The sequence below is a fragment of the Pseudomonas sp. MYb327 genome (assembly GCF_040438925.1).
Lineage (GTDB): Bacteria > Pseudomonadota > Gammaproteobacteria > Pseudomonadales > Pseudomonadaceae > Aquipseudomonas.
In genome coordinates, this window is record NZ_CP159258.1 from 5,684,978 (window position 1) to 5,700,976 (window position 15,999).

General features: G+C 59.1%; 14 protein-coding genes. 3 read left to right on the forward strand and 11 right to left on the reverse strand.

Features of this window, described 5'->3' with window-relative positions:
* Positions 1-136: 136 nt before the first annotated feature.
* A complete protein-coding gene (locus ABVN21_RS25670; protein ID WP_339554842.1) occupies positions 137-1,915 on the forward strand; it encodes an acyl-CoA dehydrogenase C-terminal domain-containing protein in 1,779 nt (592 codons plus the stop codon).
* Positions 1,916-2,142: 227 nt separating this feature from the next.
* Here ABVN21_RS25670 and ABVN21_RS25675 read toward each other — a convergent pair whose 3' ends face one another.
* Positions 2,143-3,072: a LysR family transcriptional regulator gene (locus ABVN21_RS25675; RefSeq protein WP_339554841.1), complete on the reverse strand. Its 930-nt coding sequence runs from the start codon at positions 3,070-3,072 to the stop codon at positions 2,143-2,145.
* 169 nt (positions 3,073-3,241) lie between these two features.
* On the opposite strand from ABVN21_RS25675, the gene ABVN21_RS25680 reads away from it, so the two are divergent.
* A complete protein-coding gene (locus ABVN21_RS25680; protein WP_339554840.1) occupies positions 3,242-4,525 on the forward strand; it encodes an aspartate aminotransferase family protein in 1,284 nt (427 codons plus the stop codon).
* Positions 4,526-4,732: 207 nt separating this feature from the next.
* On the forward strand, positions 4,733-4,891 hold the full coding sequence (locus ABVN21_RS25685) for a YqaE/Pmp3 family membrane protein (RefSeq protein ID WP_003228885.1): 159 nt from the start codon (positions 4,733-4,735) through the stop codon (positions 4,889-4,891).
* A 107-nt stretch (positions 4,892-4,998) separates the two neighbouring features.
* On the opposite strand, the gene ABVN21_RS25690 is transcribed toward ABVN21_RS25685, so the two are convergent.
* From ABVN21_RS25690 to ABVN21_RS25735, 10 genes are all read right to left on the reverse strand, one after another.
* On the reverse strand, positions 4,999-6,825 hold the full coding sequence (locus ABVN21_RS25690) for a S9 family peptidase (protein WP_339554839.1): 1,827 nt from the start codon (positions 6,823-6,825) through the stop codon (positions 4,999-5,001).
* Positions 6,791-7,945, reverse strand: a complete 1,155-nt coding sequence (gene pqqE / locus ABVN21_RS25695; protein ID WP_339554900.1) for a pyrroloquinoline quinone biosynthesis protein PqqE — start codon at positions 7,943-7,945, stop codon at positions 6,791-6,793. Before pqqE ends, ABVN21_RS25690 begins: the two co-directional genes overlap by 35 nt.
* Positions 7,938-8,213, reverse strand: coding sequence for a pyrroloquinoline quinone biosynthesis peptide chaperone PqqD (gene pqqD / locus ABVN21_RS25700; protein WP_339554838.1), 276 nt, complete (start codon positions 8,211-8,213; stop codon positions 7,938-7,940). Before pqqD ends, pqqE begins: the two co-directional genes overlap by 8 nt.
* Positions 8,210-8,962 (reverse strand): pyrroloquinoline-quinone synthase PqqC, encoded by a 753-nt coding sequence (gene pqqC / locus ABVN21_RS25705; protein ID WP_339554837.1) that lies wholly within the window; start codon positions 8,960-8,962, stop codon positions 8,210-8,212. Before pqqC ends, pqqD begins: the two co-directional genes overlap by 4 nt.
* Before the next feature lie 150 nt (positions 8,963-9,112).
* The gene (gene pqqB / locus ABVN21_RS25710) at positions 9,113-10,024 is read right to left on the reverse strand and encodes a pyrroloquinoline quinone biosynthesis protein PqqB (protein ID WP_339554836.1); all 912 of its coding nucleotides are present in this window, start codon (positions 10,022-10,024) and stop codon (positions 9,113-9,115) included.
* Between the two features lie 72 nt (positions 10,025-10,096).
* Complete coding sequence (gene pqqA, locus ABVN21_RS25715; protein WP_009045898.1) at positions 10,097-10,171, reverse strand: pyrroloquinoline quinone precursor peptide PqqA; 75 nt, start codon at positions 10,169-10,171, stop codon at positions 10,097-10,099.
* 155 nt (positions 10,172-10,326) lie between these two features.
* On the reverse strand, positions 10,327-12,747 hold the full coding sequence (gene pqqF, locus ABVN21_RS25720; protein ID WP_339554835.1) for a pyrroloquinoline quinone biosynthesis protein PqqF: 2,421 nt from the start codon (positions 12,745-12,747) through the stop codon (positions 10,327-10,329).
* Between the two features lie 38 nt (positions 12,748-12,785).
* The gene (locus ABVN21_RS25725; RefSeq protein ID WP_339554834.1) at positions 12,786-13,580 is read right to left on the reverse strand and encodes a carbon-nitrogen hydrolase family protein; all 795 of its coding nucleotides are present in this window, start codon (positions 13,578-13,580) and stop codon (positions 12,786-12,788) included.
* A 12-nt stretch (positions 13,581-13,592) separates the two neighbouring features.
* Positions 13,593-15,275 carry an FAD-dependent oxidoreductase gene (locus tag ABVN21_RS25730; protein WP_339554833.1) on the reverse strand — a complete coding sequence of 561 codons (1,683 nt, stop codon included), beginning with the start codon at positions 15,273-15,275 and terminating at the stop codon, positions 13,593-13,595.
* Positions 15,276-15,505: 230 nt separating this feature from the next.
* Complete coding sequence (locus ABVN21_RS25735; protein ID WP_046045363.1) at positions 15,506-15,967, reverse strand: Lrp/AsnC family transcriptional regulator; 462 nt, start codon at positions 15,965-15,967, stop codon at positions 15,506-15,508.
* Positions 15,968-15,999: the final 32 nt, after the last annotated feature.

Sequence of the window (15,999 nt, forward strand, 5' to 3'; positions counted from 1 at the left end):
CTCAATAGTCAGTGACCAAACATTACAATACGGTCACTGGCTGACCCTATGTGTCGCAAAAGTTGTTGGGTTACACTCGGGCCCAACGAAAACACCATTCCTATGAATCACCTGTTTAGATCTTGCGAGGTTTGCCATGGCTGACTACAAAGCGCCCCTGCGCGATATGCGCTTCGTCCTCAATGAAGTTTTCGAGGTCGCCAAACTCTGGGCCGAGTTGCCTGCACTGGCCGAGACTGTTGATGCGGAAACCGTCGAAGCCATTCTCGAAGAAGCCGGCAAGGTCACCAGCAAAAGCATCGCGCCCCTGAGCCGTGCGGCTGACGAAGAAGGTTGCCACTGGGTGGACGGTGCCGTCACCACGCCGGCAGGTTTCCCACAGGCTTATCAGACTTACGCTGAAGGCGGTTGGGTCGGTGTCGGTGGCGATCCGACCTACGGCGGCATGGGCATGCCCAAAGCCGTCTCGGCTCAAGTCGAAGAAATGGTCAACTCCGCCAGCCTGTCGTTCGGTCTGTACCCGATGCTGACCGCTGGTGCTTGCCTGTCGATCAATGCCCACGCCAGCGAAGAACTGAAAGCCGCGTACCTGCCGAACATGTACGCCGGTGTCTGGGCCGGTTCCATGTGCCTGACCGAGCCGCACGCTGGTACAGACCTGGGGATCATCCGCACCAAGGCCGAACCTCAGGCTGACGGTTCCTACAAGGTCAGCGGCACCAAGATCTTCATCACCGGTGGCGAGCACGACCTGACCGAGAACATTATTCACCTGGTGCTGGCCAAACTGCCGGACGCCCCGGCGGGGCCGAAGGGTATTTCACTGTTCCTGGTGCCGAAGTTCATGGTCAATGCCGATGGCAGCCTGGGTGCGCGTAACCCGGCGAACTGCGGTTCGATCGAACACAAAATGGGCATCCAGGCATCCGCGACCTGCGTGATGAACTTCGACGAAGCCGTGGGTTATCTGGTTGGCGAGCCGAACAAAGGCCTGGCGGCGATGTTCACCATGATGAACTACGAGCGTCTGGGCGTCGGTATCCAGGGTCTGGCCACCGGCGAGCGCTCGTATCAGAACGCGGTTGAATATGCTCGCGATCGTCTTCAAAGCCGTTCGCCGACCGGCGCGCAGAACAAGGACAAAGTGGCCGACCCGATCATCGTCCACCCGGACGTGCGTCGCATGCTGCTGACCATGAAAGCTTCGAACGAAGGCGGCCGTGCCTTCTCGACTTACGTGGCCATGCAACTGGATACCGCCAAGTTCAGTGAAGACGCAACGACCCGCAAACGTGCGGAAGACCTTGTGGCGCTATTGACGCCTGTTGCCAAGGCATTCCTGACCGACCTGGGGCTGGAAACCACCGTGCACGGCCAGCAAGTGTTCGGCGGTCACGGTTACATTCGTGAGTGGGGCCAGGAACAACTGGTGCGCGACGTGCGCATCACCCAGATCTACGAAGGCACCAACGGCATCCAGGCGCTGGATTTGGTGGGCCGCAAGATCGTCGGCACCGGTGGTGCGTTCTATAACCTGTTCGCCGACGAAATTCGTCATTTCACCGCCACTGCCAGTGCAGACCTGGCGGAGTTCACCAAGCCGCTGAACGATGCCGTCACCACCCTCGACGAGCTGACTGCGTGGCTGTTGGATCGGGCGAAATCCAACCCGAACGAAATTGGCGCGGCGTCGGTCGAGTACCTGCAAGTATTCGGTTACACGGCTTACGCTTACATGTGGGCGCTGATGGCCAAAGCGGCTTTCGGCAAGGAAGCGCAGGACGAGTTCTACGCGAGCAAACTGGGCACGGCGCGGTTCTATTTCGCCCGCCTGCTGCCGCGAATTCACTCGTTGAGTGCGTCTGTTAAAGCCGGTAGCGAGTCGCTGTTCCTGCTGGATGCCGCGCAGTTCTGACAATGTAACGTCATGTAAGCATTCTCTTACATGACGTGCTGCTGTTCTCCCATAGAAGCAGATTGGATCCACAGCTAATCTACTTCTCATGGACGTAGCGCAGGAAGCGCAAAGCAACAACACGGACACGTAGGATTCTGCCAGGACGGCGGAGCGAAATGGATGTCAGGGAAACAGTCTGCAAAGCCCCGCTTCGGCGGGGTTTTCTTATGCCTGTGAAAAAGTATTCAGCTCAGCCCATCCAATGCCAGCGTGCTGTTCAAGCGTTCATCCGGCCGATTCAGCACTTCCTCCAGCAATGTCTGCAACAACGCCAGTGATGCCTGCTGCCGTTGCACATCGCGACACACCAATCCTACTTTCAACGGCACCCGCGGTTCACTCAGGGGTTTCCACAGCAGATCCTTATTGCCATGGGCCTTTTGCGAGCGCCCCGGTAGCACGGTCGCCAGCCGCGTGTGCGGCAAACTGTCGAGAATCCCGGCCATGTTGTTTAGTTCGGCCTGGACCTGCGGCCGTCGTCCCAGATTGGCCAGTTGTGCCTGCCAGATCTGCCGTACCTGAAACTCTTCTCCCAACAGCAACATCGGCAACTCGGCAGCCTGGCTCATGGACACTTTCTTGAATTCCCGCAGTGGATGGTCCGCCGGGATGACAAGCGTGAGTTCATCTTCGTACAACATCACGCCATGCAGTCCCGGTTGCCGGGGCGGCAGGTAGCTGATGCCGATATCCAGTGAGCCATTAAGCAGTCGCCGTTCGATCTCCAGGCCCGTCAATTCATAGATTTGCACCACCAGATGTGGTTGCGCCTTGCGCACCCGTTCGAGCATCTGCGGCACCAGGCTGGTATGCACCGTTTGCAAAACACCGATGGCCAGTGTGCGCAGTGCTTGCCCCTTGAAATTACCCAGTGCCTCGCACGCTCGCTGCAAGCCATCGAGCAAGGGCAGGGCGTGGTTGTACAGCGTGTGCGCCGCCAACGTCGGTAACAGGCGTTTACTGCTGCGTTCAAACAAACTCACATCGAGGTTTTGTTCGAGCTGGCGGATCTGCTGGGACAGCGCGGGTTGCGAGATGGAAAGTCGCTCCGCAGCGCGGCCGACATGACCTTCTTCATACACCGCGACGAAATAACGCAGTTGCTTGAAATCCATAAGTAATGCTTATCGAAAATGCTCGGAAATCGAAATGGCTCAACGCCGTGTCAGCGCCTAGTCTAACCGCATTCATAAGGCTTACAGGGCCACAGAACGCGATGAGTACCGTTTGTTTCGATGGTGTTTACATAGGGAAGGCAAAAAACCTCAATCGAGGGTTGAGCGCATGAATCTGTTCAACCTGCGTCGTCATTCACCGAGTCTGGATGATCTGGTGGAGGATGCTTACTTTCCATCCAGGGACGACAACTTCTCAAGCGAGTGTCTGATGCCCAGTGTCGAACGGCCGAAACAGGTTTTTGTCCGCGGCCAGGGCTCATGGTTATGGGACAGCGACGACCGCGCCTATCTGGATTTCTCTCAGGGTGGCGGGGCAAACAGCCTTGGCCACAGCCCCAAGGTGCTTGTCGACGCCATGGCGATGCAGGCCCAGTCGTTGATCAATCCCGGATTTGGCCTGCATAACCGCGGATTGCTCAACCTCGCCGAGCGCTTGTGCATCAGTACGGGCAGTGATCAGGCGTATTTGCTCAACACGGGAAGCGAAGCCTGCGAAGCGGCGATCAAACTGGCGCGAAAATGGGGCCAACAACATCGCGGTGGCGCTTCACGGATCATCGTCGCCAACAATGGCTGTCACGGTCGTAGTCTGGGGACGATTTCTGCGTCGGACAGTTCGACGCTGACCAACCGATTCGAGCCGCAACTTCCAGGCTTCAGCCATGTGCCGTTCAACGATCTTCCGGCGTTGCACGCGGCGGTGGATGAGAGGACCGTTGCGATCATGCTCGAACCGATCCAGAGCGATGCCGGGGTGATTCCGGCTGCGGCGCATTACCTCAAAGGCGTCGAGCGTCTGTGCCGTGATCTGGGCATTCTGCTGATCTTCGACGAAGTGCAAACCGGCATCGGCCGATGCGGCACCTTGCTTGCAGAACAGTCCTACGGTGTGCGCGCAGATATCGTCGTGCTCGGCAAAGGGCTGGGCGGTGGTGTGCCGTTGGCGGCATTGCTCGCTCGGGGCAACGCCTGCTGTTTCGCCACGGGCGAAATGACCGGTACTCATCACGGCAATGCTCTGATGACGGCAGCAGGCCTGGCTGTACTCGACAGCGTGCAGGACAAGGGATTTGTCGAGCATGTCGAGGAAATCTCCCAGCACCTGCGCGAAGGCTTACAGCGTTTGTCCCATCGCTATAGCCACGGTGAGTTGCGCGGTCAAGGGCTACTGTGGGGGCTGACGCTGTCCGACGATTCGGCTGATGCCGTGGTCAAAGCGGCTTTGTATGAAGGCCTGTTGCTCAACGCTCCACAGCCCGACTGCCTGCGCTTCACTCCGGCATTGACCGTCAGCAAAGCCAACATCGACGAAATGCTGCTGCGCCTTGCCCGCGCCTTCTCCCGTGTGCGCACCGCGCAATTGCAGTGTCGCAAAGGGATTGCCGTCTGATCAGATGCGCCCTACACAAATTCCGGAACCGTCTCGCGGTATAACGCGTCGCCCCATGCTTGACTCTTTTGGCGTGGGGCGTTTTTTTGTCCGCGAATGCACCGTGATGATGCGGTGGCCGAAAGAATCGATAGTGAACCCTGACCAACGGCACAGGTCGATTGCTTGTAAGGCTCGCACGAGCCGACTTCAAACAGGAGCTGCCCCATGGATTTCATTCGCATCATCATCGCTATTCTGTTGCCGCCGCTGGGAGTGTTTTTGCAGGTGGGGTTTGGCGGGGCGTTCTGGCTGAATATTTTGCTGACGCTGTGCGGTTACATTCCGGGGATCGTGCATGCGGTGTACATCATTGCCAAGCGCTGAGTTTTGCGGCGCCGGATAGACTGGGATCCCTGGCAAGCCGGCTCCTACAGGGGCATCACCGTTTTGTAGGAGCTGGATTGCCAGCGATTGGAAACTCCACCGAATACTCAGTCGGCATTCACCATCACCCGCCGATAAAACAACCACTCCTGCTCCAGCGCATGGGCTTGATTGCCAGCCTTGCGGAAGCCATGACGTTCGTCAGCGTAGTAGTGCGCTTCGACCAGAATGCCGTTGTTTTGAAGGGCCTCGACCATGTCGCGGGTCTGTTGCGGCACGACCACGGCGTCCAGTTCCCCTTGAAAGAAGATCACCGGCACGCTGATGTTGTTCGCGTGCAGTAGTGGCGTTCGCGCGGCATAACGCTCGGCATCCAATACCGGATCGCCGATCAGCCAATCCAGGTAGTCGGCCTCGAACTTGTGAGTCGCCCGACCCAGCGCAACAGGGTCGCTGACCCCATAAAGACTGGCACCGGCGCGGAAGACCTTATGGAACGCCAGTGCGCAAAGCGTGGTGTAACCGCCGGCGCTGCCACCGCGAATGAACGCTTTATCGCCGTCTATCAAGCCACGCTCGGAGAGGTGGCTGACCACCGCGCAAGCGTCTTCGACATCGACATCGCCCCAGCTCAAATGCAGGGCCTGGCGATAGTCCCGGCCATAGCCGCTGCTACCGCGATAGTTGAGGTCAGCGACGGCGAAACCCCGTTGCGCCCAGTATTGGATGCGCGGGTCGAGCATTGGATAACAGGCCGATGTCGGGCCGCCGTGGATGAACACCACCAATGGCGGTTTCGACTCGCCAGTCATCGCGGGATAAAAGAAACCATGTGCTTCACCCGAGCCACTTGGATAGCGCAGGGTTTGCGGGCGGCTGATCTGTTCGGCGGGCAATGGCGCCACGCCGCCGGCCAGCACCTTGACCTTTCGGGTCGCACGATCAATGGCGATGACGGCCGATGAACTGATCGGCGACGCGGCGATGCAATAAATGCATTGCTCATCCAGGGCGAGATGGCGGAAACGACTGTAGTTGCCGGTGAACTCTTCGTTCGAAGCGCCGCACAGGCCCAATCGGCCGAAACCGTCCTGCGTCCAACTGGCCAGATAACTGCCGTCGCTCACGGGCAACCAGGTGCAACCACCAAGCTGCCAGGGCGCGGGGCCGTGGTCGGCGGCGGCGCTTGGCAATGGGCTCAGACCTTTTTCGGACTCCGCCCACGGCTGCCAAAAACCGGCGCGATCCGTCAGGCAAAACAAGCGGCCGCTGTCATTAAACCGAGGTTGCTGCAGAGATTCCTGAACGCCATCGCCGGCCACGCAACGGGGAGGGGCAAAGCCGCCATCGTCACGGCGTTCGGCAACCATCAAACGGGTCGCAGTCCATGGTTGGTGCGGGCGACTCCATTCGATCCAGGCCAAGCGGCGGGCATCCGGACTCAACGTCGGTGCCGCGTAAAAGTCCGCACCTTCAGCCAGTAAATGACGCCTGCCATCAGCCTTATCGATCGCCACCAAACGATGTTGATTGCGGTTTTCCTCGACCGCCAGAACCTGACCATTGGAAAACTGCAAATCGCCGTAACGGCACCGCCCAGAAGTCAGCACCTCGGGCGCGTCGCCTTGCAGCGATTGGCGATACAGCTGCTGGTCTGTCTCGTTGACGAAAACCACCCCGTCATCGGTCAGACAAAACGCCCCACCGCCATATTCGTACACCCGACTGCGCACACTGAAGCCTGGTGGGGTCAGGCAATTCGCCACGCCTTCACGCCAATGCCAGAGGCGGCAAGCGCCATCCTCCGGGCGGTACTCATTCCAGATCAGTCCATTTGTGCCGGCCTGCAACTCGGCAAAGTCGATGCCGGCCGCGACGGCTTTGGCGGCGCTGAAGGGTTCAGATTTTAGCGATGAGTCGTGAGTTTCGTTCATTGCGAAAGGCCAATTGTTCGATGGTCTGGGTCGCGTGCTCGGCTTCTTCGCGGGCCTTGAGGATCACGCCGTGATGATGCGACTTGCTGCACACCGGGTCGGCATTGCTCGCATCACCCGTGAGCATGAACGCCTGGCAGCGACAGCCGCCGAAGTCTTTTTCCTTCTCGTCGCAGGAGCGGCACGGTTCGGGCATCCAGTCGTAGCCACGAAAGCGGTTGAAGCCGAAGGAGTCGTACCAGATGTGCTGCATGCTGTGGTCGCGCACATTGGGAAACTGCACCGGCAACTGTCGGGCGCCGTGACACGGCAGCGCGGTTCCGTCTGGCGTGACTGTCAGAAAAATACTCCCCCAGCCGTTCATACAGGCTTTCGGACGCTCTTCGTAATAATCCGGCGTGACGAAAATCAACTTGCACGGATGCCCTTCAGCTTCGAGTTTGGCGCGATATTCATTGGTGATGCGTTCGGCACGCACCAGTTGCTCTTTGGTCGGCAATAGCCCGACTCGATTGAGCTGCGCCCAGCCATAGAACTGGCAGGTGGCGAGTTCGACGAAGTCGGCTTCAAGGGCAATGCACAGCTCGATAATGCGGTCGATCTTGTCGATGTTGTGCCGATGGGTCACGAAGTTCAGCACCATCGGATAGCCGTGGGCTTTCACCGCACGGGCCATTTCCAGTTTCTGCGCGAAAGCCTTTTTCGAGCCGGCCAGCAGGTTGTTTACCTGCTCGTCGCTGGCCTGGAAACTGATCTGGATGTGATCGAGTCCCGCCTTCTTGAAATCGCTGATTTTCTGCTCGGTGAGGCCAATGCCGGAGGTGATCAGGTTGGTGTAGAAACCCAGTTTGCGCGCTTCCAGAATCAGCTCGGCGAGATCCTGGCGCACCAGTGGTTCGCCACCGGAAAAGCCCAGCTGCGCCGCGCCCATCTCCCGCGCTTCGCGAAACACCTTGATCCACTGTTCGGTGCTGAGCTCTTTGCCTTGCTCGGCGAAGTCCAGTGGGTTGGAGCAATAAGGGCATTGGAGCGGGCAGCGGTAGGTCAGCTCGGCGAGCAGCCACAGCGGCAGGCCGATTTCCGGTTTGGGCGGTAACTTGTCTGACGCGTGATCAGGCAAGTTCGATCCAGTGCTGGGCACGGGCAACCTCCATGAATTGCTCGATGTCGTCACCGAGCTCCGGTACGCCGGGGAATTGCTGATCGAGCTCGGCGATGATGGCCGCGACATCCCGTTGGCCATCGATCAAACCGCCGATCAGTGCGGCGCTTTCGTTAAGTTTAATCATGCCTTCCGGGTACAGCAGCACGTGGCCTTTCTGCGCCGGTTCGTACTGAAAGCGGTAGCCGGGACGCCAGGTCGGGGTCTTGCTGCGATCGAAACTCATAAGGTGATTCCTTTATGCCAGACCCGTTGTTCGGTCACGCTGTGATACGGCGGGCGTTTGAGTTCGTAGGCCATGCTCATGGCATCGAGCATGCTCCAAAGGATGTCCAGTTTGAACTGGAGAATTTCCAGCATGCGCTCCTGGCCTTGCCGCGTCGTGTAGTGCTGCAGGGTGATTGCCAAGCCGTGCTCGACATCGCGCCGTGCCTGGCCCAGGCGAGTGCGGAAATATTCGTAGCCGGCCGGGTCGATCCACGGGTAATGCTGCGGCCAGCTGTCCAGACGCGATTGGTGGATCTGCGGCGCGAACAACTCGGTCAGCGAACTGCTCGCGGCTTCCTGCCAGCTGGCGCGGCGGGCGAAGTTGACGTAGGCGTCCACGGCGAACCGTACGCCGGGCAACACCAGTTCCTGAGAGCGCAGTTGATCGGGATCGAGGCCGACCGCTTGGCCTAGACGCAACCACGCTTCGATGCCGCCGTCTTCACCGGGGGCGCCGTCATGGTCGAGCAGGCGCTGAATCCACTCGCGACGGATCTCGCGGTCCGGACAATTGGCGAGGATCGCGGCGTCCTTGAGCGGAATGTTCACTTGATAGTAGAAACGGTTGGCGACCCAGCCCTGGATCTGCTCGCGAGTCGCCCGGCCTTCGTACATCGCCACGTGGTAGGGGTGATAAATATGGTAATAGGCGCCCTTGGCGCGCAGGGCGGCTTCGAATTCGGTGGGGGACATTGGAGTTTCAATCATGTCTGTTCTCCGGGAACAACCATTGGATTTTGTGGTGTCTGATCGGACGTCATCGCTGCGATGCGGCGACCCGGCAAGCCAGCTCCTACAAGGGTTTTCTGTTGTTCACAAAACTTGTGAGAGCGGGCCTGCCAGCGATGAGGGCATCCGCTACAGCACAATACTCATGCCGTCATACGCCACTTCAACATTGCGCCGATCCAGCTCCGCACGCTCTGGAGAATCTTCATCGAGAATCGGGTTGGTGTTGTTGATGTGGATAAGCACCTTGCGCTGTTCAGGCAGTTGCTCCAGCACTTCAAGCATGCCGCCAGGGCCATTTTGCGCCAGGTGGCCCATCTCCCTACCGGTGCGGGTGCCAACGCCACGGCGTTGCATTTCGTCGTCGTCCCACAGCGTGCCGTCCACCAGCAGGCAATCGCTGCCGGCCATGATTTCCAGCAGCGGCGCATCGACCTTGCCCAGGCCCGGTGCGTAAAACAGCTTGCCGCCGGTGTTGAGGTCTTCAACGATCAGGCCGATGTTGTCGCCCGGATGCGGGTCGAAACGATGGGGCGAGTAGGGCGGGGCGGCGCTGCGCAGTGGCAACGGGGTGAAGCGCAGGTTCGGGCAGGCCGGGATGCTGAAGCTCTGGTCGAGTTCGATGCGGTTCCAGTCCAGGCCACCGTTCCAGTGGGTCAGCATGGTGAACAGCGGAAAGCCTGTGCTCAGGTCTTCGTGGACCATGTCAGTGCACCAGACCTGATGCGGGCAACCTTCGCGCAGCATGAGCAGACCGGTGGTGTGGTCGATCTGGCTGTCCATCAGAATGATCGCGCTGATACCGGTATCACGCAGCGCGCGGCCTGGTTGCATCGGGGCGAAACCCTGGAGCTGGGCACGGATGTCCGGGGAGGTGTTGCACAGCACCCAATTCACGCCGTCATCGGAAATCGCGATGGACGACTGGGTACGCGCCTTGGCATTCAGGCTGCCGTCGCGAAAACCTGCGCAGTTCACGCAGTTGCAGTTCCACTGCGGGAAACCACCGCCGGCGGCGGAACCGAGAATATGGACAAACATGAGGGCACCATCATTCAACGCTGAAAATAAAAACGCCTCGGCAAACCGAGGCGTTGAAACCACAAGACAAATTTAGCGGCTTGCGAAGTACATGGTGACTTCAAAGCCGATACGCAGGTCGGTGTAAGCCGGTTTGGACCAGGACATGGGAGCGCTCCTTCAGGTGATGGGACAGTTGAGGTCTATACATATAGTCCACCTCCAGCCGGAGATGTTCAGATAGTTAGGCAGCTATGTTACTTAAAATTTCACGGTAATTGGCTGCAAATGTTCGAGAAAGTTAATTGCAGCCTTGGTAAAGATCATTTTGTCACTTGCCAAGGCGAGTCGGGGCACGCGCCGTTGGACACGCAGCGCCAGCCGCCTTCAGCGTGATTCAGGCGTTGGGCCGCGGCCAGAAGTGCCGGACGATCTATTTGCAGGATCGCCTCTGGTAACCGTGTCAAATAATCCGACGAGCGGCCAGCCAGTTTGCCCTGCCAGAGCAATTCGGCGGCCTGGACGGTGGGCATGGATTCAGTTGCGAATTGCTCGGCCAAAACTTGGCGCAGGGCTATGAAGCTGTCTTCATCGATCTTGCGGATCAACTCCGGCAACCCGTTCAAAAACTCCTTAATGTGTTGCAGCAGATCCACTGGCGCAACGTTCGGTGACTGCACGCCGAACAGCAGCCCGGTTTGCCCATGCATCTGGCGCAGGGCGCTGAACACCGCATAACCCAATTGCAACTCCACACGCAGACGTTGGTAGAACGGCGTCTGACAGATGTGTGCGAGCAAACGCCACGCGGCTTCGTCGGCGATGTCCTCGGAGGCTGTAGGGCAGAAGAGTAACAACGCGTGTTCTGTGGAGCCTGTATCGAGGGTGCTCCAGCGCTGTTGCGAGTGGATCGAGGGCGGTGGCGTGAGCTGGTTGTCCGGTGTGCCGGGTATACGGCTCAACGCCAGGCCCATCGCGGCCTGGGTTTGAGCGGACAGGCCCAATGCCAATCCATCCCAGCGTGCACTCGACCAGAGTTGTTGCAGGACGTCCGAGTCTGCGGTGCGCTCAAGACAAAGATCGGGCAATGCCTTCAGCAGTTGCCGGATCGGCATCAGCGGTGATTCATCTTGTGGGAAATCGGTATCAGGGCTTGCCAGTGCTTTCAGCGCATGTTCCAGGACCGAGGGCATCGGCTCCTGTAGTCCCGTCATTCTCAACAGCCATTCGTTGCCCGATGCGCTGAAGGAAAAATCGACGCCCGCCTGATGCGCCTCTTCGCGCAACGGTTGCAGATGCTTTTCCAGACTCGATTGCAGTTGTTTGTCAGGTGTTGCGCCGAGGCGCCAGCGCAAATACACCGCACCTTCAGCGCTATTACCCGGCAACGCCTCGCCGAACTGCATCGGCGAGCGCTCGCGGCGACTGCGTGAGCGATCCTGGGCAAAGGTGCGCAGGCCTCGGTGGGCGCTGGTTTGGCCGCGAATCAATCCGGCATTCGAAGCCGGCGCTTCAGAGCGCAGAAAAGGGTTGGGCGTCGGCAGTTGCCATTGACCGGTGAAGTTATCCACAGCGCCGAGCTGTTGCAGGACTTCCTTGAGGGCTGCGACGCCTTGTTCGGATAGCCCGAATTCGCGCCGTTCGCTGTCCAGTCGAGCCAGTTGCAGGGCGCCGCTGACTTGCTGCTGTCGTTGGAGCAGGGCGGTGTATTCGTCGCGCAATCCGCTCCAGTCTTGCCGGGCGAAGAAGCCCAGCCAATCCAGCAATTGTTCGCGAATTCCGCTTGCCGGCGTATTGGCGGGCAATGTGAATTCGATATGCAGCAAGGCTTGCCCGGCGAACTGATACAGCGGCTCGGCCTTCAATCGATCAGCCAAGCCCTGTGTACGCAAGCCAGCCAGCAGCCCGCCGGATTTCGCGCTGTTGAGCCAATGACACAGGAATGCCAGCGCTTCAGGCGATGAGTCTGGCAGCGCTTCAAGGGCGAATAACAGATCCAAGCGATGCTTGCTCGCCTGTTGATAACTGTTGTCCGAAGAATCCATCAACCGTGTAGGTGTTTGCTGCGCGATTGTATTGCCCGCGGGAATGGCCTCAGCGAATGCCTGGGCCAGAACCTTCAAGTCCGCGAGACTTTGCGGGCCAGCCAGACTCAACGTCATCTGCCCGGTTTGATAAAACCGTTGGTAGAAATCCTGCAACGCCTGCTGAAACTCCGGTTTCGGCACCGGCAGGCTGTCGCGGTTGCCAGCATGAAAGCCTCGTAGCGGATGCGTTTCAGACAGGCCATCGAACAACGCCATTTGTTGTTGCGCCGTCGCATCCTGCGACCAGGCGACAAATTCCGCGTGTAGCACTTCGCGTTCCCGCTGCTGTTCCTCCAGATTCATACGCGGATGGGCGAGCATGTCTGACAGACGCTCCAACCCATCGCTAAACGCCTGAGGCGGCAATTCGAAAAAGTAATCAGTAGTGCGTTCGCTGGTGCGCGCGTTCACTTGCCCGCCGTGACCCTGGACGTAGGCCATCAGCCCTTGGTCAGCAGGAAAACGCTCAGTCCCCAGAAACAGCAGATGCTCAAGAAAGTGCGCCAGGCCGGGCCAGGCCAACAGAACATCATGACTACCGGCGGCGACCCGCAATGCCGCGGCGCAGCGCTTCAAATCGGGCGCGTGACGCAGGGTCACCCGCAGACCGTTAGCCAGGGTTTCAATATGGGGGCGAGGGGGATTCAGCGCAGGCATGGGCACTTCCAGAACAGTGAAGTGCCAATGCTAGCGGATTAGCGCTTGTTCAGGGCGCCGTAAAGCTCAGGGCGGCGATCGATCAGGTAGCGATTGGCCTCGCGGGAATCGAGCATCAGCTGGCGATCCAGCTCACCGACAATCAGCGCTTCATCGAGGCCAGCCTGGGCAATGCGGCTGCCATCCGGTGCGGCGATGCTGCTTTGGCCGCAGTAGTGGATATCGCCTTCTTGTCCGCAGTAGTTGGCATAAGCCACGTAGCACTGGTTTTCATAGGCCCGGGCGCGCACGGTGACGTCAGCGATGAAGTCGAACGGGATCATGTTGGCCGTCGGTACCAGGATCAGTTCGGCGCCGGCCAGGGCCAGGCGTCGAGTGTTTTCCGGAAACTCGAGGTCGTAGCAGATCAGGAACCCGAGCTTCCAGCCGTTGAGTTCAACGATGGGGAAGTTGTCCGTGCCGGCGCTGAACATCGAGCGGTCGAGGTCGCCGAACAGGTGCGTCTTGCGGTAGTTGCACAGGCGCTCGCCATTGGCGTCGACCAGCTGCACGGCGTTGTAGATCTGCCCGTCCTCGGTGCGCTCGGGATAGCCATACAAAATGGCGATCCCGGCAGACTTGGCAATGCGCGCGACCTGTTGCGCCGACTCTCCGTTATGCACCTCCGCCAGTACGCTGACGGCATCGACGCCGATGTTGTAGCCGGTCAGGAACATCTCCGGCAGTACCAGCAAATCGGCGCCTTTAGCTTCCAGTGCTAGCTGATGCAGGCGCTGCAGATTGCCAGCAACATCCAAAGGCAACGGTGGACATTGGTAAAGGGCTACGCGCATTTCGGATTCCTCTTACTCGGGCAGGGCGATCGGTCCGATCTCGTTGAACACATCACCTGGACCCGGATTCTCGGCGTGAGTTGCACCGCCGAAGTGTTTCATGATGCCCCACACCGCGTTGAGCGAGGTCTGGACCGCACCCTCGACCCAGGCCGGCGTCCACGAAACATCGTCACCGGCGATAAAGATTCCGCGCTGTTCCGCCGGCATGTCGTCCTGCATGAAATGCGCGTACATGCGCTGGTTGTAGCGGTAGTGACCGGGCAAGGCACCTTTGAAAGCCCCGAGGAAATGCGGGTCGGCTTCCCACGACACGGTGATCGGGTCGCCGATGATGCGCGCGGCGATGTCGACTTTCGGATAGATCTTCTTCAAAGCATCCAGCGCCAGTTTCACGCGTTTTTCCACCGGGTGCGGGAGCATTTTCAGCGCGTCGCTCATCCACGAGTACGACAGGCAAATCACGCCCGGCTTGTCGTCGCCGTTGTCGAACAGGTAGGTGCCTCGGGTAAGGCGATCGGTGAGGGTCATGCTCATCAGGTCGCGACCGGTTTCCGGGTCTTTGTCTTTCCAGAAAGGTCGGTCGACCATCACGAAGGTTTTCGACGATTGCATGTAGCGGGTACGGTCGAGGGCCATCCACATCTTTTGCGAGAACAGGGTTTCGTCGCATTCGATTTGCGTGGTCAGCAACCAGCTCTGGCAAGTGGTCAGCACTGCCGCATATTCGCGCGTGTCGCCATTGTTGTCGGTCACTGCGAAACGGCCATCGGCGGCGTGGGCAATTTTCTTTACGCCGGAACGCGGGGCGCCCCGGTGCAGAGATTTGAGGCTGGTGCCTGCTGGCCAGTGTACGCAACGCTCCGGCACATGACGCCAGATGCCTTGCGGCACTTGCTCCACACCGCCGACCACCAAGTGCTGATGATCGTCGCAGTTGGTCATGACCACGCGGAAGATTTCCAGCATTGAATTCGGGAAGTCGGAGTCCCAGCCGCCGGTGCCGAAACCGACCTGGCCGAATACTTCGCGGTGATGGAACGACAGCTTGGCGAACGCTTTGGAGGTGGCGACGAAGTCGTAGAACGTGCGGTCGTCCCACAGCGGCACCAAGGTGTTCCACAGTGCTTTGAGGCGTGGCACGTCGCGGTCGCGGATGGCCTGCTGGATATCAGAGAACTGCGAGCCAGCTTCCAGTGCATCGGCCCAGGCGTCAGCCACTTCCTGGAACAGTGCAGGAAGATCCGCCAGTTTCTGTGCGTAATGGGTCTTGCCTTCCAGATCGATCACGGTGCTGCCAGAGGCAGGCGTCAGCGGGTTTGGGAAGGGCTTGGTCTCAAGACCGAGTTTGTCGACGTAGTGGTAAAACGCGGTGGACGACACCGGGAAACGCATGCCGCCCAGTTCCGCCACGATGCCGTCAGTTCCATTGAATGCTTGGGAGCGCAGACGGCCACCCATTTTCGAGGCTTCGTAGACGACCGGTTTCAGACCTAGTTTCATCAGCTCGTAAGCCGCCACCAGCCCGGCGATCCCCGCGCCGACAATCGCCACTTCGGCACCGTGATGATGCTCGGGAATGCTGCCCAGGCCGGCCGGGTGTTCGATCCAGTCGTCGAAGGCGAAAGGAAAGTCCGGGCCGAAAATGGTGACGGGTTTTTTACCGTCTGCAGGGTGGCGATTGTTCTTGTTCATGGCTGACCTTACTGGCGACCGGACGCGGGGTGCGCGTCTGAGTATAGGAAAAGATGCCAGCCATTCTAGAGAGCGTAGAACACGTTAATAAGATGCAAAGTGTCGTCGTTTTGCCAATAAATTTATCAATATGACGAACTATTGAGTCAGATTGACAATAAGGTCTTCTGTAGGAGCCAGCTTGCTCGCGACGGCGTCAACCCAGAAAACTCTGATGACAGGGTAAACAATCAAACCGGCTGCCCCCGATCAATTTTGCTACTCAAGATGATCGACGTTGTCGTCTTCTCCACCCCATCCACACTGCCAATCTGATCCAACAATTGATCCAGCTGCTCCGGCGAGTCCGTACGCAACCACGCCACATAATCAAATTCGCCACTTACCGCACACAACTGCTGCACTTGAGCCATGGCGCTCAGCCGTCGCAGCACTTCTTTGCCGGAGCGCGGCTGCACGGTAATCCCCACGTATGCCTGTAATCCGCCATCCACCACGCGCTGGCCCAGTCGAACGCCATAACCAGTGATGACTTTCGACTTTTCCAGCCGTGCCAGCCGCGAAGTGACGGTGGTGCGAGCGATGCCCAGTTGGCGGGCGAGCATGGCTACGCTTTCGCGGGCGTTGATCTGCAAGGCCGCTATCAGTTGGCGGTCGATTTCATCAAGAACGGGGGGGCGAGTGTCAGGCAATGCGTCATCTCCAGCGGCATGGATCAATGCGC

Excerpts from the sequence above, each read along its gene's own strand:
- ABVN21_RS25685 (WP_003228885.1), top strand. The coding sequence starts at position 4,733 with ATGGATTTCATTCGCATCATCATCGCTATTCTGTTGCCGCCGCTGGGA.
- ABVN21_RS25680 (WP_339554840.1), top strand. The coding sequence starts at position 3,242 with ATGAATCTGTTCAACCTGCGTCGTCATTCACCGAGTCTGGATGATCTG.
- ABVN21_RS25690 (WP_339554839.1), bottom strand. The coding sequence starts at position 6,825 with ATGAACGAAACTCACGACTCATCGCTAAAATCTGAACCCTTCAGCGCC.
- pqqD (WP_339554838.1), bottom strand. The coding sequence starts at position 8,213 with ATGAGTTTCGATCGCAGCAAGACCCCGACCTGGCGTCCCGGCTACCGC.
- ABVN21_RS25725 (WP_339554834.1), bottom strand. The coding sequence starts at position 13,580 with ATGCGCGTAGCCCTTTACCAATGTCCACCGTTGCCTTTGGATGTTGCT.
- ABVN21_RS25730 (WP_339554833.1), bottom strand. The coding sequence starts at position 15,275 with ATGAACAAGAACAATCGCCACCCTGCAGACGGTAAAAAACCCGTCACC.
- pqqB (WP_339554836.1), bottom strand. The coding sequence starts at position 10,024 with ATGTTTGTCCATATTCTCGGTTCCGCCGCCGGCGGTGGTTTCCCGCAG.
- ABVN21_RS25670 (WP_339554842.1), top strand. The coding sequence starts at position 137 with ATGGCTGACTACAAAGCGCCCCTGCGCGATATGCGCTTCGTCCTCAAT.
- pqqF (WP_339554835.1), bottom strand. The coding sequence starts at position 12,747 with ATGCCTGCGCTGAATCCCCCTCGCCCCCATATTGAAACCCTGGCTAAC.
- ABVN21_RS25675 (WP_339554841.1), bottom strand. The coding sequence starts at position 3,072 with ATGGATTTCAAGCAACTGCGTTATTTCGTCGCGGTGTATGAAGAAGGT.
- pqqC (WP_339554837.1), bottom strand. The coding sequence starts at position 8,962 with ATGATTGAAACTCCAATGTCCCCCACCGAATTCGAAGCCGCCCTGCGC.